This is a genomic window from Pseudomonas sp. GW823-FHT03E05 (assembly GCF_058796855.1).
On sequence record NZ_JBXAJB010000011.1, the window covers coordinates 48650 to 71884 of the forward strand.

8 protein-coding genes are annotated in these 23235 nt (G+C 66.5%); 4 read left to right on the plus strand and 4 right to left on the minus strand.

Annotation, left to right across the window (positions count from 1 at the left end):
* Positions 1–61: 61 nt before the first annotated feature.
* The 3 genes from AC1RCO_RS31090 to AC1RCO_RS31100 form a co-directional block, all read right to left on the minus strand.
* Positions 62–1888 carry a glycoside hydrolase family 15 protein gene (locus AC1RCO_RS31090; RefSeq protein ID WP_041119264.1) on the minus strand — a complete coding sequence of 609 codons (1827 nt, stop codon included), beginning with the start codon at positions 1886–1888 and terminating at the stop codon, positions 62–64.
* Positions 1881–2681: a glucose 1-dehydrogenase gene (locus AC1RCO_RS31095; protein ID WP_492618389.1), complete on the minus strand. Its 801-nt coding sequence runs from the start codon at positions 2679–2681 to the stop codon at positions 1881–1883. The genes AC1RCO_RS31090 and AC1RCO_RS31095 overlap by 8 nt, the downstream gene beginning before the upstream one ends.
* Before the next feature lie 112 nt (positions 2682–2793).
* A complete protein-coding gene (locus AC1RCO_RS31100) occupies positions 2794–3381 on the minus strand; it encodes a TetR/AcrR family transcriptional regulator (protein WP_492618390.1) in 588 nt (195 codons plus the stop codon).
* 135 nt (positions 3382–3516) lie between these two features.
* On the opposite strand from AC1RCO_RS31100, the gene AC1RCO_RS31105 reads away from it, so the two are divergent.
* A complete protein-coding gene (locus AC1RCO_RS31105; protein ID WP_404673672.1) occupies positions 3517–4689 on the plus strand; it encodes an MFS transporter in 1173 nt (390 codons plus the stop codon).
* 70 nt (positions 4690–4759) lie between these two features.
* Positions 4760–5500 (plus strand): thioesterase II family protein, encoded by a 741-nt coding sequence (locus AC1RCO_RS31110; protein WP_404673673.1) that lies wholly within the window; start codon positions 4760–4762, stop codon positions 5498–5500.
* A gap of 181 nt (positions 5501–5681) precedes the next feature.
* On the opposite strand, the gene AC1RCO_RS31115 is transcribed toward AC1RCO_RS31110, so the two are convergent.
* Complete coding sequence (locus AC1RCO_RS31115; protein WP_015636427.1) at positions 5682–6650, minus strand: siderophore-interacting protein; 969 nt, start codon at positions 6648–6650, stop codon at positions 5682–5684.
* A gap of 212 nt (positions 6651–6862) precedes the next feature.
* Between AC1RCO_RS31115 and AC1RCO_RS31120 the strand changes: the two genes are divergently transcribed.
* Together AC1RCO_RS31120 and AC1RCO_RS31125 are read left to right on the plus strand one after the other, a co-directional pair.
* Positions 6863–18010, plus strand: a complete 11148-nt coding sequence (locus AC1RCO_RS31120; protein WP_492618391.1) for an amino acid adenylation domain-containing protein — start codon at positions 6863–6865, stop codon at positions 18008–18010.
* On the plus strand, positions 18010–23235 hold a 5226-nt coding region (locus tag AC1RCO_RS31125), incomplete at its 3' end, for an amino acid adenylation domain-containing protein (protein ID WP_492618392.1). The genes AC1RCO_RS31120 and AC1RCO_RS31125, both read left to right, overlap by 1 nt.

Sequence of the window (23235 nt, forward strand, 5' to 3'; positions counted from 1 at the left end):
GAGTTCCATTTCTGTCGAGCACCAAGGGAAGAGCGCCCCGGTCTCAGCACCGGGGCCGGGATCAAGGTTGCCAGACGCTCTTGTCGCCACTCAAGCGCCGGTCGAGAAAACTTGCCGCGCTGATCAGCGCCAGGTGGGTCAGGGCCTGGGGCGTGTTGCCCAGGTGGCGGCCGTGGCTGTCGAACTCCTCGGCGTACAGGCCCAGGGGGTTGGCATAGCGCAGCAGTTGCTCGAACTCCAGGTGCGCCTGCTCCAGGCGCCCGGCCCGGGCCAGGCATTCGACGTACCAGAACGAGCAGGCGGCGAAGGCGCCTTCGGTGCCGGCCAGGCCGTCGATCTGGCTGTCGTCATTGCGGTAGCGGTAGACCATGCCGTCACGCACCAGGCTCTTTTCGATGGCATCCAGGGTCGCCAGCCAGCGCGGGTCCTTGGCGCTGACAAAGCGCACCAGGGGCATCAGCAGCATCGAACCGTCCAGGGCGGTACTGCCGATGTGCTGGACGAAATGCCCGTGCTCCTGGTTCCAGAACCGGCTCCAGATATCGTCGTAGATGGCTTGCCGGGTCTGGTCCCAGCGGGCGAAGGGGGCCGGCAGCGAACGCTTGGAGGCCAGGCGGATGGCGCGGTCCACCGCCACCCAGCACATCAGCCGCGAGTGCAGGAAGTGGTGCTGCTCGCCGCGCATCTCCCAGATGCCCACATCCTTGCTCTGCCAGCTGTCACAGACCTGGTCCACCACCTGTACCGTGTGTTTCCAGCCTTCGTGCGAGATGGCCTCGCCGTACTTGTTCACCAGGTACACCGCATCCAGCAGCTCGCCGAAGATATCCAGCTGCACCTGGTCGTAGGCCTGGTTGCCGATGCGCACCGGTTGCGCGCCGCCGTGCCCGGAGAGGTGCCCAAGCTCGGTCTCCGGCAACTCCTGGCGGCCGTCGATGCCGTACAGGATATTGAGCTTCATCGGTTGCCCATGGCAGTCGCTGACCCGGCCCCGCAGCCAGCCCATGTAGGCGTTGGCCTCCTCGACGAAACCCAGGCGCATGAAGGCGTAGACGGTGAACGAGGCGTCGCGTACCCAGGTGTAGCGGTAGTCCCAGTTGCGTTCGCCGCCGGGGCTTTCCGGCAGGCCGAAGGTGGCCGCCGCGAGGATCGCGCCATGGCGCCTGGAGGTCAGCAGTTTCAGCGCCAGGGCCGAACGGTTGACCATCTCGCGCCAGCGGCCGCGGTAGTTGGACTGGCCAATCCAGTCGCGCCAGAACTTCAGGGTGCGCGTAAGGTGCAGCTCGCTATCGCCGTGCCGCACCCGCAGATCGTCGACGCCACCGAGGATGAATTCGGCGCCCTGGCCCTGTTGCAGCACGAACTCGGCCCGGGCCGAGTCCCGTTCAAGGTAAAGCGGCTGGTCGCCCAGCAGGCGCAGCCCGGGCTGCCCGGGGGCTTCGAAGCACACCGAGTCGCCTTCCTGTCGTGCCCCGGTGGCGGCCCGGCCATAGTCCAGGCGCGGCGCGCAGTGCAGGCGCAGGGTGGCCTGGCCGCTGACCACCCGTACCCGGCGGATCAGCAGCGGCAGCTGCTCGGGGTCGTCGTCGATGGTCAGCAGGTCGGTGACTTCCACCACCGCCTCGGTTCCCAGCCAGCGGGTCTGCAGGACGTTGCTGTCGGGCAGGTAGATCTGCTGGCGCCGGGCGTCGGCCAGCACCGGTGCCAGTTCGAAGATCCCGGCGGCGGGGGAGTCCAGCAGCGAGCAGAAGATGCTCGGGCTGTCGAACTCCGGCCAGCAGAAGAAGTCGATGCTGCCCTGGTCGTCGACCAGGGCGGCGCTGCGCATGTCGCCGATGATGCCGTGGGCGTCGATGGGGCGTTGTGCCGTGGGATGCTGGTCAGCCATTGCCGCGAAACTCCGGATAGAGGCTCATGCCGCCGTCGATGAACAGGGTGCTGCCGACCACATAGTCGGAGGCGTCCGAGGCCAGCCATAGCGCGGCATTGGCCACATCCTCGGGGTCGCCGACCCGGCCGTAGGGAATCAGCTTGAGCAGTTCCTGCTCTGCCGCGCCCTCGGTGGCGGTGCGGTTGATGGCGGTGCGGATCGCCCCCGGGGCGATGCCGTTGATGCGGATCCGCTGCTGGCTGACTTCCTGGGCCAGGGTGCGCATCAGCATGTCCACGCCGCCCTTGGAAGCCGCGTAATTCACGTGCCCGGCCCAGGGAATCAACTGGTGCACCGAACTCATGTGGATGATCTTGCCCGCCGCCTTGGACACCCCGGCGCGCACCCCCTGGCGCTGGAAGATGTTCAGCGCCGCGCGAGCACAGAGGAACTGCCCGGTGAGATTGACGCCGATCACCCGGTTCCAGTCGTCCAGGCTCAGGCTGGCGGCCGGCCCATCCTTTTGCAGGCCGGAATTGGCCACCAGGATGTCGAGAAAACCAAAGGCCTCGATGGCCTGGGCGAACAGCGCCTCGACCTGGGCCTCATCGGCCACATTGGCGCCAATGGCAATGGCCCGGCCGCCTTCGGCATTGATCCGCGCGGCCAACTGCTCGGCCGGCGCGGCCTGGGAGTTGTAGTTGAGCACCACGCTGGCACCGGCCGCCGCCAGGGCGATTGCGGTGGCGGCGCCAATGCCGGAGCTGGCGCCAGTGACCAGGGCTACCTGCTGGTCGAGGGATATCTGCATGCACTGCACTCCTGTCGCCGCTGTCGAAGGCCGGGGCTGATGCGCCCATGCGACACGCAACGCATCAGTGGCCCCTGTTGTGCTGACCCCGGACGCGGTTCAGGAGTTCAGTTCAGCGCGGTGGTTGCAGCCCGCGCAGCAGCAGCTCAAGCGCTTGCAGGGCTTGTTGCAGGCGTTGCCCGGGCTGCTCGGCGGCGGCGATCCACAGCGCCGCGTCCACCAGGCTGCCGTTGATCAGGCGCGCCAGGGCCTGGCTCGGCGCGGGCGTGATCAGCCCGGCTTCGACCAGCGCTTGCAGGCGGCGGCTGAGGGAGTCGATGCAGTGTTCCTCGGCTGGCCGCCGTTGCCCCAGCACGGCCCGTGCATCCTGCAGGACGATGCGGCGGATTTCGGCTTCCTGGGCCATTTCCAGGTAGGCCCGGCAGCGCTGGGCAAAGCCTTGCCAGGGATCACTGGCCGCTGCGGAAATGGCCTCCAGGCGCTCATCCATTTCACTGTCGATCTGCTCCACCACCGCCGCCAGCAACCCCTGCTTGTCACCGAAGTGGTGATACAGCGCGCCCCGGGTCAGCCCGGCTTCGGCGGTCAGGTCGTCCATCGAGGTCTTGGCGTAGCCCAGGCGGGCAAAGGCCTGGCGCGCGCTGGCAATCAGCCTGGCGCGGGTTTGCTCGATCATCGCGGCGCGTGGGCGGCTGCTCATGGACACAGTTCTCCAACAAATGGCGGGTTGACATACGAGGCGTATGTTTACATGATTTTTAACATACGAGGCGTATGTGTTTCTACTGTGCCTGCCCTTTGTGGCAAGTTGCAGCCCCCCAAGGAGTCGTTGTAAATGGCAAACCCCTACCGCGAACTGTTCAAGGCCGCCGGCAGCCGGGCCTTTGTGCTGGCCGGGATGATCGCGCGCATGCCGATCTCCATGACCGGCATCGGCCTGATCACCATGCTGGCTCAACTGCACGGCGGGTACGCCCTGGCCGGCTCGGTGGCGGCGACGTTCGCCCTGGCCACGGCGTTCTGCGCGCCCCAGGTATCGCGCCTGGTGGACCGTTACGGCCAGAGCCGGATATTGCCCCTGGCCGCCGGCCTGGGGGGCGGGGCGCTGCTGGCCCTGCTGCTGTGCACCCGCTTGCAGGCCCCGCACTGGACCCTGTTCCTCTGCGCCGCCCTGGCCGGCTGCATGCCCAGCATGTCGGCCATGGTCCGTGCCCGCTGGACCGAGCTGTACCGCGGCCAGCCGCAACTGCAGACCGCCTATGCCCTGGAGTCGGTGCTCGATGAGGTCTGCTTCATTGTCGGCCCGCCCTTGTCGGTGGGCCTCAGCGTCGGCCTGTTTCCCGAAGCCGGGCCCCTGGCGGCGCTGCTGATGCTGGTGCTGGGGGTCAGTGTGTTCGTCATGCAGAAGAGCACCGAGCCGCCGGTCCATCCTCATGAGGAAGGGCACGCTGGCTCGATCATTCGCTCGGTGGAAATCCGCCTGCTGCTGTTGCTGATGACCGCCATGGGCACCATCGTCGGGGTGGTGGATGTGGTCAGCGTGGCTTTCGCCCAGCAACAGGGGCAGCCGGCGGCGGCGAGCATTGTGCTCTCGGTGTACGCCATCGGCTCATGCCTGGCGGGCATCGCCTTTGGCGCCCTGAAACTGGCCACGCCCTTGCCCCGGCTGTTCATGTACGGCGGCATCGCCACGGCGCTGACCACCTTGCCGCTGCTGCTGGCGAGCAACATCCTCGGCCTGTCCCTGGCGGTGTTCGTTGCCGGGCTGTTTTTCTCGCCGACCCTGATCGTCGCGATGGCCCTGGTGGAACGCAGCGTGCCGCCGGCCAAGCTCACCGAGGGCCTGACCTGGCTGGTCACCGGCCTGAGCATCGGCGTGGCCCTGGGGGCCGCGGGGTCCGGAGCGCTGGTGGACCAGTTCGGCGCCCGCAGCGGCTTCTGGCTGGCCCTGGCGGGCGGCGCGGTGGTACTGGGGGCGGCGTTGCAGAGCTATCGGCGCATGCGCTGAGGTGATCGGTGGACTAATTTGTTCCCCTCGTGCTGCGTTTCTTTAGCGTCCATCCGTCGAGGGAATAACCGTGACTCAGTTGAACCTGCTGTGCCTGCCGTATTCCGGCGCCAGCGCCATGGTCTACAGCCGCTGGCGCCGCAAGCTGCCGCAGTGGCTGCACCTGCAACCGCTGGAGCTGCCCGGGCGTGGCGCCCGTTATGCCGAGCCGCTGCACACCGACATGCGCGAGCTGGCGCGGCAGCTTGCCCTGGAAATCCGGGGCACGCTGCGCACCCCTTACGCCCTGTTCGGCCACAGCCTGGGCGCCTTGCTGGCCTGCGAACTGGCCCATGCCCTGCGCGCCCTGGGGTGCTCGGAGCCGGTGGCGCTGTTCGCCTCGGGCACTGCTGCGCCGACCCTGCGCACCGAATACGACCGGGGGTTTGCCGAGCCCAAGACCGATGAGCAACTGATCGAACAGTTGCGCACCCTCAACGGCACCAGTGAAGAAGTGCTGGCCAACCAGGAACTGATGAGCCTGACCTTGCCGATCCTGCGGGCCGACTTTCTCTTGTGCGGGCGCTTTCGCCCGGTGCAACGGCCACTGCTCAATTGCCCGGTGCATGTGCTGGGCGGCAAGACGGATCGCGCCACCACCGAGCAACTGATCGGCTGGAGCAAGGAAACCCACGGCAGTTTTTCGGTGGACATGCTGGCGGGCGGGCACTTCTTCATCCACGAGCACGAGGCCAAGGTGCTGAGCCTGCTCAAGGGCCATCTGGAGGTGCATCGCCGCCGCCACCTGCAACCGGTAGCCGCGGTTTCCTAGCGGCTACACACTCGCTCGCTGTAGCCGCTGGCGCAGGCTGCGCACGGCCCGCAGGGGCGCAAAAATCCCGGGTTCGCCAGGGGTTCGGCTGGCGATCGCCAAGCAAGGCCCGGCGGGCCTTTGTGCAGCTTCGCGGGCTCGGCAGCGGCTACAGGGAAGAGGGTGGGGCGGTTGGTGGGGCTCAACCCAGGGAGCTGCCCAGGCGCCAGTAGCCCATCAGGGTCAGGTTGCGACGCTCCTGGCCGCGCTCGTTGATCAGGTGGCGGCGAATGTTCATCACCGTGGCCGACTCGCCGGCCACCCAGGCGTAGAAATCGTTGTCCGCCGGTTGGGCGGTTTCCCAGAGGCGCTGTTCGTCGTTGCGTTCGGAAACCTTGATCGGCCGGCGCTGGCTGTTGGCCGGCGGCAGTTCGGCCAGCTCCCGGGCGGCATGGATCAGGGTTTCGCCATGGCGTGCGCCCAGCAGGTCCCGGGGCAACCAGTTGATCCGCGCCAGCGGGTGGCAGCGCAGGTCGATGCAATCGCTTTCATAGGGCACTTCGATAAACGCCTGCACATCCGGATGGTCCGGATAACCCTGCAGTTCTTCCAGAATGCCGGCAATCGCCGGCAGCGCGGTTTCATCGCCCATCAACAGCACCTTGCGGATCCCCGCCGGCGGCAGCCATTCATAACCACCGGGGTCGCCGCTGTAGGCCTTGTTCGGCACCACCATCTGCAGGCGGTCGCCGGGCCGGGCATGGGTGGCCCAGGCGGAGGCCGGGCCGTTGACCCCGTGCAGGACGAAATCCACATCCATTTGCGCAGGCTGCAGGCGCAGGGCGCGAATGGTGTAGGTGCGCATCGGCGGTTGCTGCTCGGCCGGCAGCTTGCGCCGGGCCGCCTGCCAGTCGCCTTCCACCGGCAGTTGCGAGGGCGTGCCATCGGCCCCGGGAAACAGCAGCTTGATGCGCTGGTCCGGTGCCAGGGTACGCGCCTGGGCGATGTCCTCGCCGGTGAACACCAGGCGGGCCATGGACGGGCTGAGGTGGATGCGCTGCTTGAGCTCGACGTTGATTACCCGGTAGCCCTTTGGCCTGGACCGGTCGATGCCGGTCAGTTTGCGCAAGCCTTGGGTGAGGAGGCCGGTCAGCGATTGAGCGGAAGACATGGGCGGGTACCTGCTGCAAGGGGAGGATAAGGAAGGAACGAAGGATGAGCGGGGTGATTTACTGCCGGCGGCGCCTGCCCAATCACCCTGAGGGGCCCGCAAGCGGGTTGTTCTGGCGCTGTGCGGGGTTAATTTTCCCCGGCCTTCATCCGTTCCGTAGGGATGACCGAGCCAATGCTCGATACCCAACAAGTAAGTACGGATGACTCCCGATGAATGCAGAAGACTCCTTGAAGCTCGCCCGCAGATTCATTGAACTGCCGCTGGAAAAGCGCCGGCTGTTCTTGAAGGCTCTGGACAAGGAAGGCGTCGACTTCTCTCTGCTGCCGATTCCGGCGGGGGTTGCGGTGCCTGATCGCCAGGCCCTGTCCTATGCGCAGCAGCGCATGTGGTTTCTCTGGCAACTGGATCCGCAGAGCGCGGCCTACAACCTGCCCAACGCGGTCCGCCTGAGCGGGCCGCTGGACCGGGCAGTGCTGGCGCAGGCCTTCGACTGGCTGCTGGAGCGGCATGAGAGCCTGCGCACGGTCTTTGCCCTGGAGGACGATGAGTCTCGGCAGCTGATCCAGGAGGCGCGGGTCGACATCGATTATCGGGAGCTCTGTGACCTCGACCCGGCGCAGCGCGAAACCAGGGTGCAGCAGTTGGCCGACGCCGAAGCGCGCCGGCCCTTCGATCTGCAACAGGGGCCTTTGCTGCGGGTCTGCGTACTGGGCCTGGGCGAACAGGAGCACGTGATGCTGCTGACCCTGCACCATATCGTCGCGGATGGCTGGTCGATGGGGGTCTTGATCGAAGAATTCCTGCACGCCTACGACAGCCTGCTCCAGGGTGAGGTGCCGAACGTCCCGGCGCTGCCGATCCAGTACCGCGACTACGCCCTGTGGCAGCGCAGCTGGCTGGAGGCAGGGGAGCAGGAGCGGCAACTGGACTACTGGCGGGCCAAGCTGGGGGACGAGCATCCGCCGCTGAAACTGCCCACCGACCATCCGCGGCCGGCCCATTCCAGCCGCCAGGGGCGCCGCCTGGATTTTGCCCTGGAACAACCCCTGGCCCAGCAACTGGGCGCCCTGGCGCGCCAGCAGGGGGTGACCCTGTTTGCCGTGCTGTTGGCCGGCTTCAAGCTGCTGCTATCGCGCTACAGCGGCCAGCAGGACATCCGGGTCGGCGTGCCCATCGCCAACCGCACGCGCCAGGAAGCCGAGGGGCTGATCGGCTTTTTCGTCAACACCCAGGTACTGCGTACCGCACTGAGCCCGCAATTGACAGTGCAGCAACTGCTGGCCGATATCCGCGAGACTACCCTGGGCGCCCAGGCCCATCAGGACCTGCCCTTCGAGCGCCTGGTGGAAGCCCTGCACCTGGAGCGCAGCCTGAGCCACAGCCCGCTGTTCCAGGTGCTGTACAACCACCAGCCCCAGGTCACCGAACTGACCACCTTGCACAGCCGCTCCGGGCTGCAAGTGCAGGCCTTGCCGCGCAACGAGCGCACGGTGCAGTTCGACTTGACCCTGGACACTTTCGAACGCGGTGGCCAGTTGCAGGCCGCCTTCACCTACGACTGCCAGTTGTTCGAAGCGCAGACCATCGAGCGCATGGCCGGCCACTGGCAGAACCTGTTGTGGGCGATGGTGCGCGAGCCGCAGTCGGCGCTTGCCGAACTGCCGCTGCTCAGTGCCCAGCAGCACCGGGGCTTCCTGGCCCAGGGGGCTGGCGCAGAAGAGGTGTTCAGCGCCGAATCGGTGCTCGAACTCTTTGCCCGCCAGGTCGCCGCGCAGCCCGAAGCACCGGCCCTGGTATTCGCCGGGCAGTGCCTGAGCTACCGCGAGCTGGACCTGCGTGCCAGCCGTCTGGCCGCAGCGCTGGTGGCGCGTGGCGTGGGGCCGGAAGTGCCGGTGGGTATCGCTGTGGAGCGTTCCCTGGAGATGGTGCTGGGCCTGTTGGCGGTGCTCAAGGCCGGCGGTGCCTATGTGCCCCTGGACCCGCAATACCCCGAACAGCGCTTGAGCTACATGCTTGAAGACAGCGGCGTACGCCTGCTGCTGAGCGAGACGGCGGTGCAGCCGCGGCTGCCGGTGGCGGCCCGGGTCGAGGTGCTGTTGCTGGATCAGGCACAGGCCTGGGCGCCGGACAGCGATCCGCTGGCAGCCTTGCCCGGGATGGCTGCCGGGAACCTGGCCTATTCGATCTACACCTCCGGCTCCACTGGTGCCGCCAAAGGCGTGAGCATCACCCACGGAGCCCTGGCCAACTATGTGCAGGCGATCATCCAGCGCCTGCCACTGGGGGCTGCGCGCACTATGGCCGTGGTCTCGACCATCGCCGCGGATCTTGGCCACACCACGCTGTTCGGCGCCCTGTGCTCCGGCAGTTGCCTGCACGTGATCGACCTGGATACCGGGTTGGACGCCGACGCCTTCGGCGCCTACCTGCACACCCACCAGATTGATGTATTGAAGATCGTCCCGTCGCATTTGCAGGCGCTGATGAGTGGCGAAGAACCGGCCCGTTCCCTGCCGCGCCAGTGCCTGGTGCTGGGCGGCGAGGCCTGCCCGGCGGCTCTGGTCCGCAGGATCGCGACCCTGGCACCGGAGTGCGCGGTGTTCAACCACTACGGCCCCACGGAAACCACGGTCGGCGCCCTGACCATGGCCGCCGCCACGCTGGCGGACGAGCGGGCGGTGGTGCCCCTGGGCCTGCCGCTGGCCAACGTCCGTGCGCGGGTGCTGGATGCATCCTTGCAACCGGTGGCGCCCGGCACTCCGGCCGAGCTGTACCTGGGTGGCGCCGGCCTGGCGCGGGGTTACCACCAGCGCGCGGCCTTGACCGCCGAGCGCTTTGTGCCGGACCCCTTCAGCGGCGACGGGCAGCGCCTGTACCGCACCGGTGACCTGGCGCGCTATCTGGACGGCGGGGTTATCGACTACCTGGGCCGCATCGACCATCAGGTGAAGATCCGCGGTTACCGTATCGAGCTGGGGGAAATCACCGCGGCCCTCAAGCAGTTGCCCCAGGTCGAAGACGCCGTGGCACAGGTGGTCAGTGTGGCGGGCGAGTCGCAAGTGGCGGCCTATGTGGTACTGGCCAAGGCTCAGGAACCGGAGGCGGCGTGGCAGGAGATCCGCCGGCAACTGGCGGTGGCCTTGCCCGACTACATGCTGCCCATGCATTTCCTGGCGTTGGCCGGCATGCCCTTGACCCCCAACGGCAAGCTCGACCTGCGGGCCCTGCCGCCATTGCAGCAGCAGGCGCCGGTGGAAGCCTTTGTGGCCCCGGTCAGCGAGCTGCAGCAGGGCATCGCGGCGATCTGGCAGGCGGTGCTCAAGGTCGAGCGGGTGGGCCTGGGCGACAACTTCTTCGCCCTGGGTGGCCATTCATTGCTGGCAACCCAGATCATGTCCCGGGTGCGTCGCCTGCTGGGGGCGGACGTGCCGCTGCGGGTGCTGTTCGAAACCTCGCGCCTGGACGAATTCGTCGAACAGGTACAGGCCTGCGCGGGCGCCGCGGCACTGCCGCAGATCGAGGTGCTGGAGCGTGATGGGCCCTTGCCGGCCTCCCATGCCCAGCAGCGGCAATGGCTGTTCTGGCAGATGCATCCGCAGAGCACCGCCTACCACACGCCGATCGTGGTCCGGTTGCAGGGGGAGCTGGACCAGGTTGCCTTGCAGCAGACCTTCGACGCCCTGGCCCAGCGCCATGAAGCGTTCCGCACCACTTTCACCCAGCATCAGGACCGTCTGTGCCAGGTGGTGCATGCGCAAGGCGAGATCAGTGTGGCCTGGGAGCGGCTGACGCCTGGCCTGCCCCGCGCGGCCGTCCAGGCCCGCGCCCTGGAGGAGACCCAGCAACTGTTCGACTTGGAGCACGGCCCCCTGTGCCGGGCCCGGGTGCTGCAGATCGCCGAGCAGGATTGCCTGTTGGTGGTGACCTTGCACCACATCATTTCCGATGGCGCTTCCATGAGTGTGCTGGCCCGGGAGTTCGTCGCGCTGTACCGCGGCTTGATCCAGGGGCAGGCACCGCAGTTCGAGCCGTTGAGCGTGCAGTACGCCGACTACGCCAACTGGCATCGCAGCTGGCTGGAGCAGGGCGAGCAGCAGCGTCAGCTGGATTACTGGCGCCAGCAACTGGGGCTGGAGCATCCGGTTCTGGAGCTGCCTCTGGATCATCCACGCCAGGCGCTGGTCACCCACCGCCAGGAGCGCCTGGGCCTGCGCCTGCCGACGGACCTGGAACAGGGGTTGCGCCGGGTGGCGCGGGAACATGACATGACCCTGTTCCAGCTGTTCCTGGGATCGTTCGCGTTGCTGCTGCACCGTTACTCCGACCAGCCGGATATCCGCATCGGGGTGCCGGTGAGTAATCGCCGCCACCAGGAAATGGAAGGGGTGATGGGCTTCTTCGTCAACACCCTGGTGATGCGCGTCGAGCTGGCGCCGAGCCTGCCGGTGGGGCAGTTGCTGCGTCAGGTCAAGGCCACGGCCCTGGCCGCCCAGGCCCATCAGGACCTGCCGTTCGATCGTCTGGTGGATGCCCTCAAGCCCCAGCGTGCGCTGGACCAGAACCCGTTGTTCCAGGTGATGTACAACCACCTGAGCATTGCCGGGGAAAGCACCGACGGCACCAGCCTGCCGGGCCTGCAAGCCGAGGAAATGGTCCTGCAGGGCGGTACCGCGCAATTTGACCTGACCCTGGAAACCCTGGAGACCGACGCCGGGATCAACGCTTCGTTCATCTATGCCGGCGAATTGTTCGAGGTCTCCACCGTCCAGAGCCTTGCCGATCACTGGCGCAATCTGCTGCAAGGCATGCTTGAACCGCAGCAAGCCCTGGGCGAGCTGCCGATGCTGGGCCAGGACGAGCAGCGCCGCATTCGCCAGGAGTGGGACCACACCGATGTGGTCTACCCGACCCATCGTTTTGTCCACCAGCTGTTTGCCGATCAGGCGGCCAAGGCGCCGGACGCCCCGGCGGTGTTCTTCGCCGAGCAGCGCCTGAGCTATCGCGAGCTGGATACTCAAGCCAACCAGCTGGCGCACAAGTTGATCGAGCTGGGCGTTGGCCCGGAAGTGCGGGTGGCCATCGCCATGCCGCGTTGCGCGGAAATCATGGTGGCCTTCCTGGCCGTGCTCAAGGCCGGTGGGGTTTATGTGCCGCTGGATATCGAGTACCCCCAGGACCGTCTGCGCTACATGATGCAGGACAGCGGCGCGTGGCTGCTGCTGACCCAGAACCATCTGTTGGATCGCTTGCCGATCCCCGATGGCCTGCCGACCTTGTCGGTGGAACGCGCCGCAGATTTTGCAGGCTACCCGGCCAGCGCCCCCCAAGTGGATCTGGCCGAGGAAAACCTCGCCTATGTGATCTACACCTCCGGCTCCACCGGCTTGCCCAAGGGCGTGGCGGTGTCCCATGGTCCATTGGCCATGCACAGCCTGGCCACCGGCGAGCGCTATGAAATGAGCCCGGCGGATTGCGAGTTGCACTTCATGTCCTTCGCCTTCGACGGCTCCCACGAAGGCTGGATGCACCCGCTGATCTACGGGGCCAGCGTGCTGATCCGTGATGACAGCCTGTGGTCGCCGGAATTCACCTACGAGCAGATGCACCGCTACGGCGTCACCGTGGGCGTGTTCCCGCCGGTGTACCTGCAGCAACTGGCGGTGCACGCCGAGCGTGACGGCAACCCGCCGGCGGTGCGGGTCTACTGCTTTGGTGGCGATGCAGTGCCGCAGGCCAGTTACGATTTGGCGTGGCGAGTGCTGCGGCCCAAGTACATCTTCAACGGTTACGGCCCGACTGAAACCGTGGTGACTCCTTTGATCTGGAAGGCCAAGGCGGGCGATCCGTGCGACGCGGCCTATGCGCCCATCGGCAATATCGTTGGCAACCGCAGCGCCTATGTGGCCGATGCCAACCTCAACCTTTTGCCGGTTGGCGTGGCCGGCGAGCTGTACCTGGGCGGCCTGGGCGTGGCCCGGGGTTACCTGGATCGTCCGGGGCTGACGGCCGAGCGTTTTATCCCTGACCCCTACAGCACCACCGGTGCCCGGTTGTACCGCAGCGGCGACCTGACCCGCTACCGTACCGACGGCCTGGTGGAGTATGTGGGCCGTGTCGACCATCAGGTGAAGGTGCGGGGCTTCCGTATCGAGCTGGGCGAGATCGAAGCGCGCCTGCTGGAACAGGACCCGGTGCTGGAAGTGGCGGTGATCGCCCAGCCAGGGCCGAGCGGCCAGCAGCTGGTGGGCTACATCGTGCCGGTGGACGCCGAGGTGGCGTCGAGCAACGAGCGCCAGGCGCAGTTGCGCGAGAGCATCAAGGCGCGCCTGCGCGAGAGCCTGCCGGACTACATGGTGCCGACCTACCTGCTGTTCCTCGAAGCACTGCCGCTGACACCGAACGGCAAGCTGGACCGCAAGTCGCTGCCGAAAGTCGATGCGCAGCTGATGCAGCAGACCTACGTCGCGCCGCAGAACCCGCTGGAACAACAGATCGCGGCGATCTGGGCCGATGTGCTGAAGCTTGAGCAGGTGGGCGTCACCGACAACTTCTTCGAACTGGGTGGCGACTCGATCATCTCGATCCAGGTGGTCAGCCGGGCGCGGCAGGCCGGTATCCGCTTCACCCCCAAGGACCTGTTCCAGCACCAGACGGTGCAAGGGCTGGCCACGGTGGCGGAGCAGGGCGAGGGCGGTTTGCAGATCGACCAGGGCCCGGTGCGTGGGCAAATGCCGCTGCTGCCGATCCAGCAGTGGTTCTTCGACACCCCGGTGCCGGAACGGCATCACTGGAACCAGTCGGTGCTGCTCAAGCCGCTGAAGGCTCTGAGTGCCGAGGCACTGCAGCAGGGCTTGCAAGCCTTGCTCGAACACCACGACGGCCTGCGCCTGAAGTTTGTCGAAGAAGGCGCAGCCTGGGTCGCGACTTATGCCCCGCTGGGGCAGGTGACTGCGGCACCGTTGGCGGCGACGCAGGCCGATGCGCTGCTGTGGCTGGCGGACGACGCCACTGAAGATTCGTTGCAAGCCCTGTGCGATACCGCGCAACGCAGCCTCGATCTGCAACAGGGGCCTTTGTTGCGTGCCGTGCTCTTCACGTTGCGTGATGGCACCCAGCGCCTGCTGCTGGCCATCCATCACCTGGTGGTGGACGGGGTGTCCTGGCGGGTGCTGCTGGAGGACCTGCATCAGGCCCTGGTACAGCAGGCCGCCGGGCAAACCATCAAGCTGCCGGCCAAGACCAGCTCTTCCCAGGCCTGGGCCGGCCAGTTGCAAGCCTATGCCCGCAGCGCGGCGCTGCAGCAAGAGCTGGGTTACTGGCAGGCGCAGTTGCAGGACGTGGATTCGGGCCTGCCCTGCGACCGGGCAACGGATCAGGTGGTGATCAAGGATGCCAGGAGTGTCAGCACCGAGCTGGACCCAAGCTATACCCAGCGCCTGTTGCAGGATGCGCCGGCGGCCTATCGCACCCAGATCAACGATCTGCTGCTCACCGCCCTGGCCCGGGTCATCACCCGCTGGACCGGCGACAGCAGCGCCCTGGTGCAACTGGAAGGCCACGGCCGCGAAGAGCTGTTCGACAGCATCGACCTGAGCCGCACCGTGGGCTGGTTCACCAGCGTGTTCCCGGTGAAGCTGACGCCGCAGCCGGCCCTGGCCGACTCGATCAAGCTCATCAAGGAACAGCTGCGGGCCGTGCCCAACAAGGGCATCGGCTTTGGTGCCCTGCGCTACCTGGGGGACGAAGCGGCGCAACAGACCCTCGCGGCATTGGCGGTGCCACGCATCACCTTCAACTACCTGGGCCAGTTCGATGGCAGCTTCGATGAGCCGGATGCCTGGTTTGCCCCCAGCGCCGAAGCCAAGGGTGCCGATCAAGGCGCCCAGGCTCCGCTGGGCAACTGGCTGAGCATCAATGGCCAGGTCTATGGCGGCCAATTGAAGCTGGGCTGGACCTTCAGCCAGGCGATGTTCGATACCGCCACCATCGAGCATCTGGCGGATGACTACGCCCGGGAACTCAAGGCGCTGATCGAGCATTGCAGCCAGCCCGAGCACCGTGGGGTAACCCCGTCGGACTTCCCGCTGGCGGGCCTGAACCAACAGCAACTGGACCAGTTGCCACTGGCCCTGGCCGAGGTCGAGGACCTCTATCCGCTGTCGCCGATGCAACAGGGCATGCTGTTCCACACCCTCTACGAGCAGGGCGCGGGCGACTACATCAACCAACTGCGGGTGGATGTGGACGGGCTCGTACCCGAGCGCTTCCGCCAGGCCTGGCAGGCGGCCATCGACAGCCATGACATCCTGCGCAGCGGCTTCCTCTGGCAGGGCGAGCTGCCGGCGCCGATCCAGGTGGTGCACAAGCGTATCCGCCTGGACTTTGTCGAGCATGACTGGCGGGCGAACGAGGCCGTGCCGGCCGCCCTGGATGGCTTGGCCGAAGAAGAGCGCCTGCGTGGTTTCGACCTGCTGGCCGCGCCCCTGCTGCGCCTGACCCTGGTGCGCACTGGCGAGCAGCGTTACCACCTGATCTACACCAACCACCACATCCTGATGGACGGCTGGAGCAACTCACGGCTGCTCGGGGAAGTACTGCAACGCTATGCGGGGCAGTTCGCGAGCCATGCGCCCGGGCGCTACCGCGACTACATCGCCTGGCTGCAACGCCAGGACGCCCAGCTCAGCGAGACCTTCTGGAAGCAGCAACTGGCGGTCCTGGATGAGCCAACCCGTCTGGCCCAGGCCATCAGCCGCGGTGGCCAGGCCCTGGCCGGCAAGGGCTACGCCGCCCATCAACAGCACCTGGACCTGCAACAGACGCAACGCTTGAGCGAGTTCGCCCGCCAGCAGAAGGTCACGGTCAACACCCTGGTGCAAGCCGCGTGGCTGTTGCTGCTGCAACGCTACACCGGGCAGGACAGCGTGGTGTTCGGTGCCACCGTGTCCGGGCGCCCGGCGGAGCTCAAGGGCGTGGAGCAACAGATCGGCCTGTTCATCAACACGCTGCCGGTCGTGGCTGCGCCGCGCCCGGACATGCCGGTCAGTGACTGGCTGCAACTGGTGCAGGAACGCAACCTGGCCCTGCGCGACTTCGAACACACGCCGCTGTACGACGTGCAGCGCTGGGCGGGCCTGGGGGGCGAGGCGCTGTTCGACAATATCCTGGTGTTCGAGAACTACCCGGTGTCCGAGGCCCTGGCCCAAGGTGCACCGGCCCAGTTGAGCTTCGGCATGGCGGCCAACCATGAGCAGACCAACTACCCGCTGACCCTGTCGGTGTACCTGGGGCAGACCCTGGCGTTCGACTACAGCTATGCCCTGGAGCATTTCGCCGAGGCGAACATCCGGCAACTGGCGGGCTACCTGGAGCAGGTGCTCATGGCGCTGGTGGAGCAGCCGCAGTCGAGCATCGGCGAGTTGGCGTTGACTGGCGCTACCGAGCGCCGCTTGATCGAGGAGCAACGCAGCCGTACTCCGGCGCGAGACCTGTCGCCGCTCTGCGTCCAGCAGTTGATCGAGGCCCAGGCCGCACGCACTGCGGATGCCGTGGCGCTGCTGTGCGCCGGCCAGCAACTGAGCTATGGCCAGTTCAACCAGCGGGCCAACCAGTTGGCCCATGCGTTGATCGAGCAGGGCGTGGGCCCGGATGTGCGGGTGGGCATTGCCGTGGAGCGCGGGCTGGACATGATTGTCGGCTTGCTGGCGGTGCTCAAGGCCGGTGGCGCCTATGTGCCGCTGGACCCCGAATACCCCCAGGAGCGCCTGCACTACATGATGCAGGACAGCGGCATCCAGCTGCTGCTGACCCAGTCGCCGCTGCTGGAACGCCTGCGCGACGGGGTGGAGGTACCCCACCTGTGCCTGGATCAGCAGGGCCTGGACGGCTACTCCCTGAACAATCCAGCGCCGCGGGCCCAGGCCGACAACCTGGCCTATGTGATGTACACCTCCGGTTCCACCGGCCGGCCCAAGGGTGTGGATATCAGCCACCGCGCCTTGACCCAGCACGCCCAGGTTTCCCGGGACTACTTCAACATGAGCGCGGCAGACCGTGGCCTGCAGTTCTCCACCTTCAACTTCGACGCCTTTGTCGAACAGCTGTACCCGGCGCTGATCTGTGGCGCCTCGGTGGTGATTCGCGGCAAGGCGCTGTGGGACAGCGAAACCTTCTACCGCGAGCTGATCGAGCAGGGCATCAGCATCGTCGATCTGAGCACCGCCTACTGGTTCATGCTGGGCAAGGACTTCGCCAGCCGCGAACCCCGCGACTTCGGCCGCCTGCGCCAGCTCAACCTGGGGGGCGAAGCCATGCCGGCAGAAGGCGTGGCGGCGTGGAAGAAGGCCGGCCTGAAACACGCCTGCCTGCTCAACACCTACGGGCCGACCGAGGCCACGGTGAGCGTTACCGCCCATGACTGCAGCCGTTACCTGCAGGACGGGCAAGTCTTGCCGAGCCAGATGCCGCTGGGCAAGGGCTTGCCGGGCCGCTCCATCTACTTGCTGGACAACAGCGGCAACCTGACCCTCAGCGGCGCCACCGGCGAGCTGATGATCGGGGGCGAGCTGCTGGCCCGGGGTTACCACGACCGTCCAGGCCTGACTGCCGAGCGTTTCATTCCCGATCCGTTCAGCAGCGATGGCGGTCGCCTGTACCGCTCCGGCGATCTGGCCCGCTATGACGCCGAGGGCGTGATCGAGTACGCCGGGCGCATCGACCACCAGGTGAAGATCCGCGGTTTCCGCATCGAAATGGGCGAGATCGAAGCGCGGCTGCTGGAGCTGCCACTGGTGCGCGAAGCCGTGGTGCTGGCCCAGGAGGCGGCCGGTGGTCCACAGCTGGTGGCCTACGTAGTGGCGGCCGCGGGCGTGGCGGTAGAGAGCCCGGAACAGCAGGCACAGGTGCGCGAGCAACTCAAAGCGGCCCTCAAGGAGGTGCTGCCGGACTACATGCTGCCGGCGCACCTGCTGTTCCTTGAGGCCCTGCCGCTGAGCCCCAACGGCAAGCTGGACCGCAAGGCCCTGCCCAAGGCCGACGCCAGCCTGTTGCAGCAGGCCTACATCGCCCCACAGAGCGAACTGGAACAGCAGGTCGCGGCGATCTGGGCCCAGGTGCTGGAGGTCGAGCAAGTGGGCATGAACGATAACTTCTTTGAACTAGGTGGGCATTCCTTGTTGGTAACCGCGATGGTCTCTCGAGTCCAGCTCAAGCTTGGGCGCCAGGTCAGTGTGCAGATGGCGTTTGAATTTCCCACCCTGGGGCTGTTCGTCAGCCAGTTGCAACAGACGCCCGGCCAGGTGCAAGGCGCCGACCTGAGTGCGCTGGAACTGTTGCTCGACGAAATGGAGGCTGTGTAATGGACAACACCACCGCGCTGAAAATTGTCAAAGGCTTCATCCTGCTGCCCCTGGAGAAGCGCAAGGTCTACCTGCAGAAGATGCTCGAACAGGGCATCTCCCCGGCCAACCTGCCGATTCCCGAGGTGCGCCTGAGCCAGGAGCGCCTGCCGCTGTCCTATGCCCAGCAACGCCAGTGGTTCCTCTGGCAACTGGCGCCCGAGAGCACGGCCTATCACATTTCCAAGGCCCTGCGCCTGCGCGGAAAACTGAATGTCGAGGCCTTGCAGCGCAGCTTCGACAGCCTGATCGCCCGGCATGAAAGCCTGCGCACGCATTTCGTCGAGGAGGCCGACACGGCGCTGCAGGTGGTCGCCCCCGAGGCGCGCCTGGAACTGGTGCGCCAGGCACTACCGGCGCAGGCGAGCCAGCAGCAGATCAATGCGGCCGTGCAGGACTTCGTCCAGGCCCAGACCCGGCAGCTGTTCGATCTGCTGGCCGGGCCGTTGCTCAGGGTCGGCCTGTTGCAGGTGGCCGAGGATGACCATGTGCTGGTCCTGACCCAGCACCACATCGTCTCCGATGGCTGGTCGATGCAGGTCATGGTGGATGAACTGATCGCGTTCTACATCGGTTTCTGCCAAGGGCAGACGGCGTCGTTGCCGGCGCTGCCGATCCAGTATGCCGATTACTCCCTCTGGCAGCGCCACTGGATGGAGGCCGGTGAAAAGGACCGGCAACTGGCCTACTGGACAGCGCAACTGGGCGGCGAGCAACCCTTGCTCGAACTGCCTCTGGATCGCCCGCGCCCCGTGGTGCAGAGCCATCGGGGCGGGCGCCTGGAGCTGACCCTGGAGCAGCCCTTGAGTGAAGCCCTGGGCAGCCTGGCCCAGCGGGAAGGGGTGACCCTGTTCATGCTGTTGCTGGCCTCTTTCCAGACCCTGCTGCACCGCTACAGCGGCCAGGCCGATATCCGCGTCGGTGTGCCCATTGCCAACCGCAACCGGGTCGAGACCGAGCGCCTGATCGGCTTCTTCGTCAACACCCAGGTGCTCAAGGCCGAGATCGACGGGCAGATGTCCTTCAGCCAGTTGCTGCAGCAGGTACGCCAGACCGCCCTGGCGGCGCAGGCGCACCAGGACCTGCCTTTCGAGCAACTGGTGGAGGCCTTGCAGCCGGAGCGCAGCCTGAGCCACAACCCGCTGTTCCAAGTGATGTTCAACCACCAGGTGGAAGCGGCGGGCGCAGGTAAACCCCTGAACCTGCCTGGCCTGAACATCGAGGCCCTGGACTCCCAAGGGCAGTCGGCGCAGTTCGACCTGACCCTGGACACCGTGGAAACCCAGGGCCGGATCGCCGCGTCCCTGGTCTATGCCACCGATGTGTTCGACGCCGCCACCATCGAGCGCCTGGCCGCCCATTGGCGCCAGTTGCTGCAAGGCGTGGCCAGCCAGCCGCAGCAGCGCATCGGCCTGTTGCCATTGCTGGGGGCCGACGAGCAGGCGCAGATCCTCGACCAGTGGAACCGGCTGCAGCAGGCATTCCCTTCCCGGGCCTGCGTCCATCAGCTCATCGAGGCTCAGGCCGCCAGGGCGCCCCAGGCCATTGCCCTGACCTTCGCCGGGCAGAGCCTGGACTACCAGCAGCTCAACGAGCGGGCCAACCGTCTGGCGCACAAGCTCATCGAGCAGGGCGTGGGCCCCAATGTACTGGTGGGGCTGGCGGTGGAGCGCAGCCTGGAGATGGTCATCGGCCTGCTGGCGATCCTCAAGGCCGGCGGCGCCTACGTGCCGCTGGACCCGGCCTATCCCCAGGACCGCCTGCAGCACATGATGCAGGACAGCGCCATCGCCCTGCTGCTGACCCAGGAGCATCTGCTGCAGGGCTTGCCGGCGTTTGCCGGCAGTACCTGGTTGCTGGAGCAGCCCCTGGACGGCTACCGGGTCGACAACCCCGAGGTCGGGGTGACGCCCGAAGACCTGGCCTACGTGATCTACACCTCCGGTTCCACCGGCAAGCCCAAGGGCACCTTGCAGCCACACCACAACGTCCTGCGCCTGTTCGCGGCCACCGAGCAGTGGTTCCAGTTCGGCGCCGAGGATGTCTGGAGCCTGTTCCACTCCTATGCGTTCGACTTCTCGGTGTGGGAGATCTTCGGTGCCCTGCTGTATGGCGGGCGGCTGCTGATCGTCCCCCAGGAGGTGGCGCGCTCGGCCCAGGACTTCTACCCGCTGCTCTGCAGCGAGGGCGTGACGGTGCTCAACCAGACGCCGTCGGCGTTCCGCCAGTTGATGCACGTGGCCTGCAGCGCCGAGCCTGCGCATCGGTTGCGCTACATCGTGTTCGGTGGCGAGGCCCTGGAGGTCAATACCCTGCAACCCTGGTTCCAGCGTTTCGGCGATCAGCGCCCGCAGTTGGTGAACATGTACGGCATCACCGAAACCACGGTGCACGTGACCTACCGTCCCTTGTCCGTGGCGGACCTGAGCCTGGCGGGGGCCAGCCCGATTGGCGAGCTGATCCCCGACATGTCCTGGTATTTGCTGGACAGCAACCTGCAACCGGTGCCCAAGGGCTGCATCGGTGAACTCTATGTCGGGCGTGCCGGGCTGGCCTGGGGCTACCTGAACCGCGGCGACTTGAGTGCGGCGCGGTTTGTCCCGGACCCGTTTGGCGAGGCTGGTGGGCGGCTCTACCGTACCGGCGATCTGGCGCGTTATCAGGCCGACGGTTCGGTCGGCTACATCGGCCGTATCGACCACCAGGTGAAGATCCGCGGTTTCCGCATCGAGCTGGGGGAGATCGAAGCGCGGCTGCTGGAATTGCCTGCGGTGCGCGAGGCGGTGGTGCTGGCCCCGGAAGGTCCCGATGGCCCGCAACTGGTGGCCTACGTGGTGCCCGCCGGCCTGGACTGGAACGGCCAGGATCCGCTTGCCGAGCAACTGCCCCTGCGCGACGCCATCAAGGCCGGGCTGCGCGAGCACCTGCCGGGCTACATGGTTCCGGCCCATGTGCTGTTCCTCCAGGCGCTGCCCCTGACCGCCAACGGCAAGCTCAATCGCGCTGCCTTGCCGGCCATCGACGGCAGCCTGTTGCAGCAGGCCCACGTGGCCCCGCGCAGCGAGCGCGAACAGCAAGTGGCCGGGATCTGGGCCCAGGTGCTGAAACTGGAAAAGGTCGGCTTGACCGATAACTTCTTCGAGCTCGGCGGCCATTCGCTGCTGGCTACCCAGGTGATGTCGCGCATCCGCCAGGAGCTGGGCATCGAGGCCCCCCTCAAGCTGTTGTTCGAAGGCGAGTCGCTGGAAGATTTCGTCCGCCTGCTGGGCCCGGAAACTGCCCAGCCACTCCAGCCGATTCCCCTGGTGGACCGGCAGCAGCCGCTGGCGGTGTCCTATGCCCAGGAACGCCAGTGGTTCCTCTGGCAGCTGGACCCCGACAGCAGCGCCTATCACATCCCCATGGCCCTGCGCCTGCGCGGCTCGCTGGATAGCCGGGCCCTGCAAAGCAGTTTCGATGCCTTGATCGCCCGCCATGAAAGCTTGCGCACGCACTTTGTCGAGAGCGCCCGGGGCCTGATCCAGGTGATCGCGGCCCAGGCCCGCTTGCCCATCAGCCAGCAGGACTTGTCCCTGCTGGTGGAGGCCGGCAACACCGATGACTTGATCAAGCAGGTTATCGACACCCAGGTACGTCAGCCGTTCGACCTGCGCCAGGGGCCGTTGCTGCGGGCCACCCTGGTGCGCCTGGCGGAGGACGAGCATGTGCTGGTGCTGGTCCAGCACCACATCGTTTCCGATGGCTGGTCGATGCAGTTGATGGTGGAGGAACTGATCCGGCTCTATGGCGCCCATAGCCAGGGGCAGCAGGCCGAGTTGCCGGCGCTGGCGGTGCAGTACGCGGACTACGCGGCCTGGCAACGCCAGTGGATGGAAGCCGGTGAGCGCGAGCGGCAACTGGATTACTGGTTGCAGCAACTGGAAGGTGGCGCTCAGGTTCTGGATTTGCCCCTGGACCATCCGCGGCCGTTGCAGCAAAGCCACAAGGGCGCGCGCCATGGCATCAGCCTGGATGGCGCCTTGCCGGGGGCCCTGAAACAGCTGGCCCAGCGTGAAGGGGTCACGCTGTTCATGCTGTTGCTGGCCTCGTTCCAGGTGCTGCTGCACCGCTACAGCGGTCAGGCGGACATCCGCGTCGGGGTGCCCACCGCCAACCGCAACCGGGTGGAGACCGAGCGCCTGATCGGCTTCTTCGTCAATACCCAGGTGCTCAAGGCTGAAGTCGATGGGCAACTGAGCTTCAGCGACTTTCTGCGTCAGGTCAAAAGAGCCGCGCTGCAGGCCCAGGAGCATCAGGACCTGCCCTTCGAACAACTGGTGGAAGCCCTCAAGCCGGAGCGCAGCCTGAGCTACAGCCCGCTGTTCCAGGTGATGTTCAACCACCAGGCGGCCGCCCGCCAGGACGCTGCAACCCTGGAGGTTCCAGGGTTGCAGGTGCAGATGCTCAGTGGCGAGGACAGCACGACCCAGTTCGATCTGAGCCTGGATACCTTCGAGTCCGAGGATGGCCTCTGGGCCTCCCTGACCTACGCCACTGACCTGTTCGAGGCGTCCACCATCGAGCGTCTGGCCCAGTCCTGGGTGCAGTTGCTGCAGGGCATTGTCCAGCAGCCACGTCAGCGCCTGGGGGACCTGCCGCTGCTGGGCGCTGCCGAGCAGCACCAGTTGCTGCACGAGTGGACCCCGGCCACCGGTGAGTTCCCCAGCGATGGTTGCGTGCAGCAGTTGGTGGAAGCACAAGCACTGAAAAGCCCGGAGTCCGAGGCCCTGTTGTTCGCTGGCCAGCGCCTGAGCTACCGGGAACTCAATGCCCGGGCCAACCGCCTGGCGCACAAGCTGATCGAGCTGGGCGTGGGGCCTGAAGTGCGGGTGGGCGTGGCCTTGCAGCGCACCCCGGAAATGGTCGTGGCGCTGCTGGCGGTGCTCAAGGCCGGTGGCGCCTATGTGCCACTGGACCCGGATTATCCCCAGGACCGTCTGGCCCACATGCTGCGCGACAGTCAGGCACAGATCCTGTTGACCGAAAGCGCCTTGCTGTCGCTGCTGCCATCCGTGGAGTCCTTGCAGACCCTGCAACTGGATGCCCGGCCGGGCTGGCTGGATGGCTACTCGACAGACGACCCGGCGCCACGCGCGACCCCGGACAATCTGGCCTATGTGATCTACACCTCCGGTTCCACCGGCCTG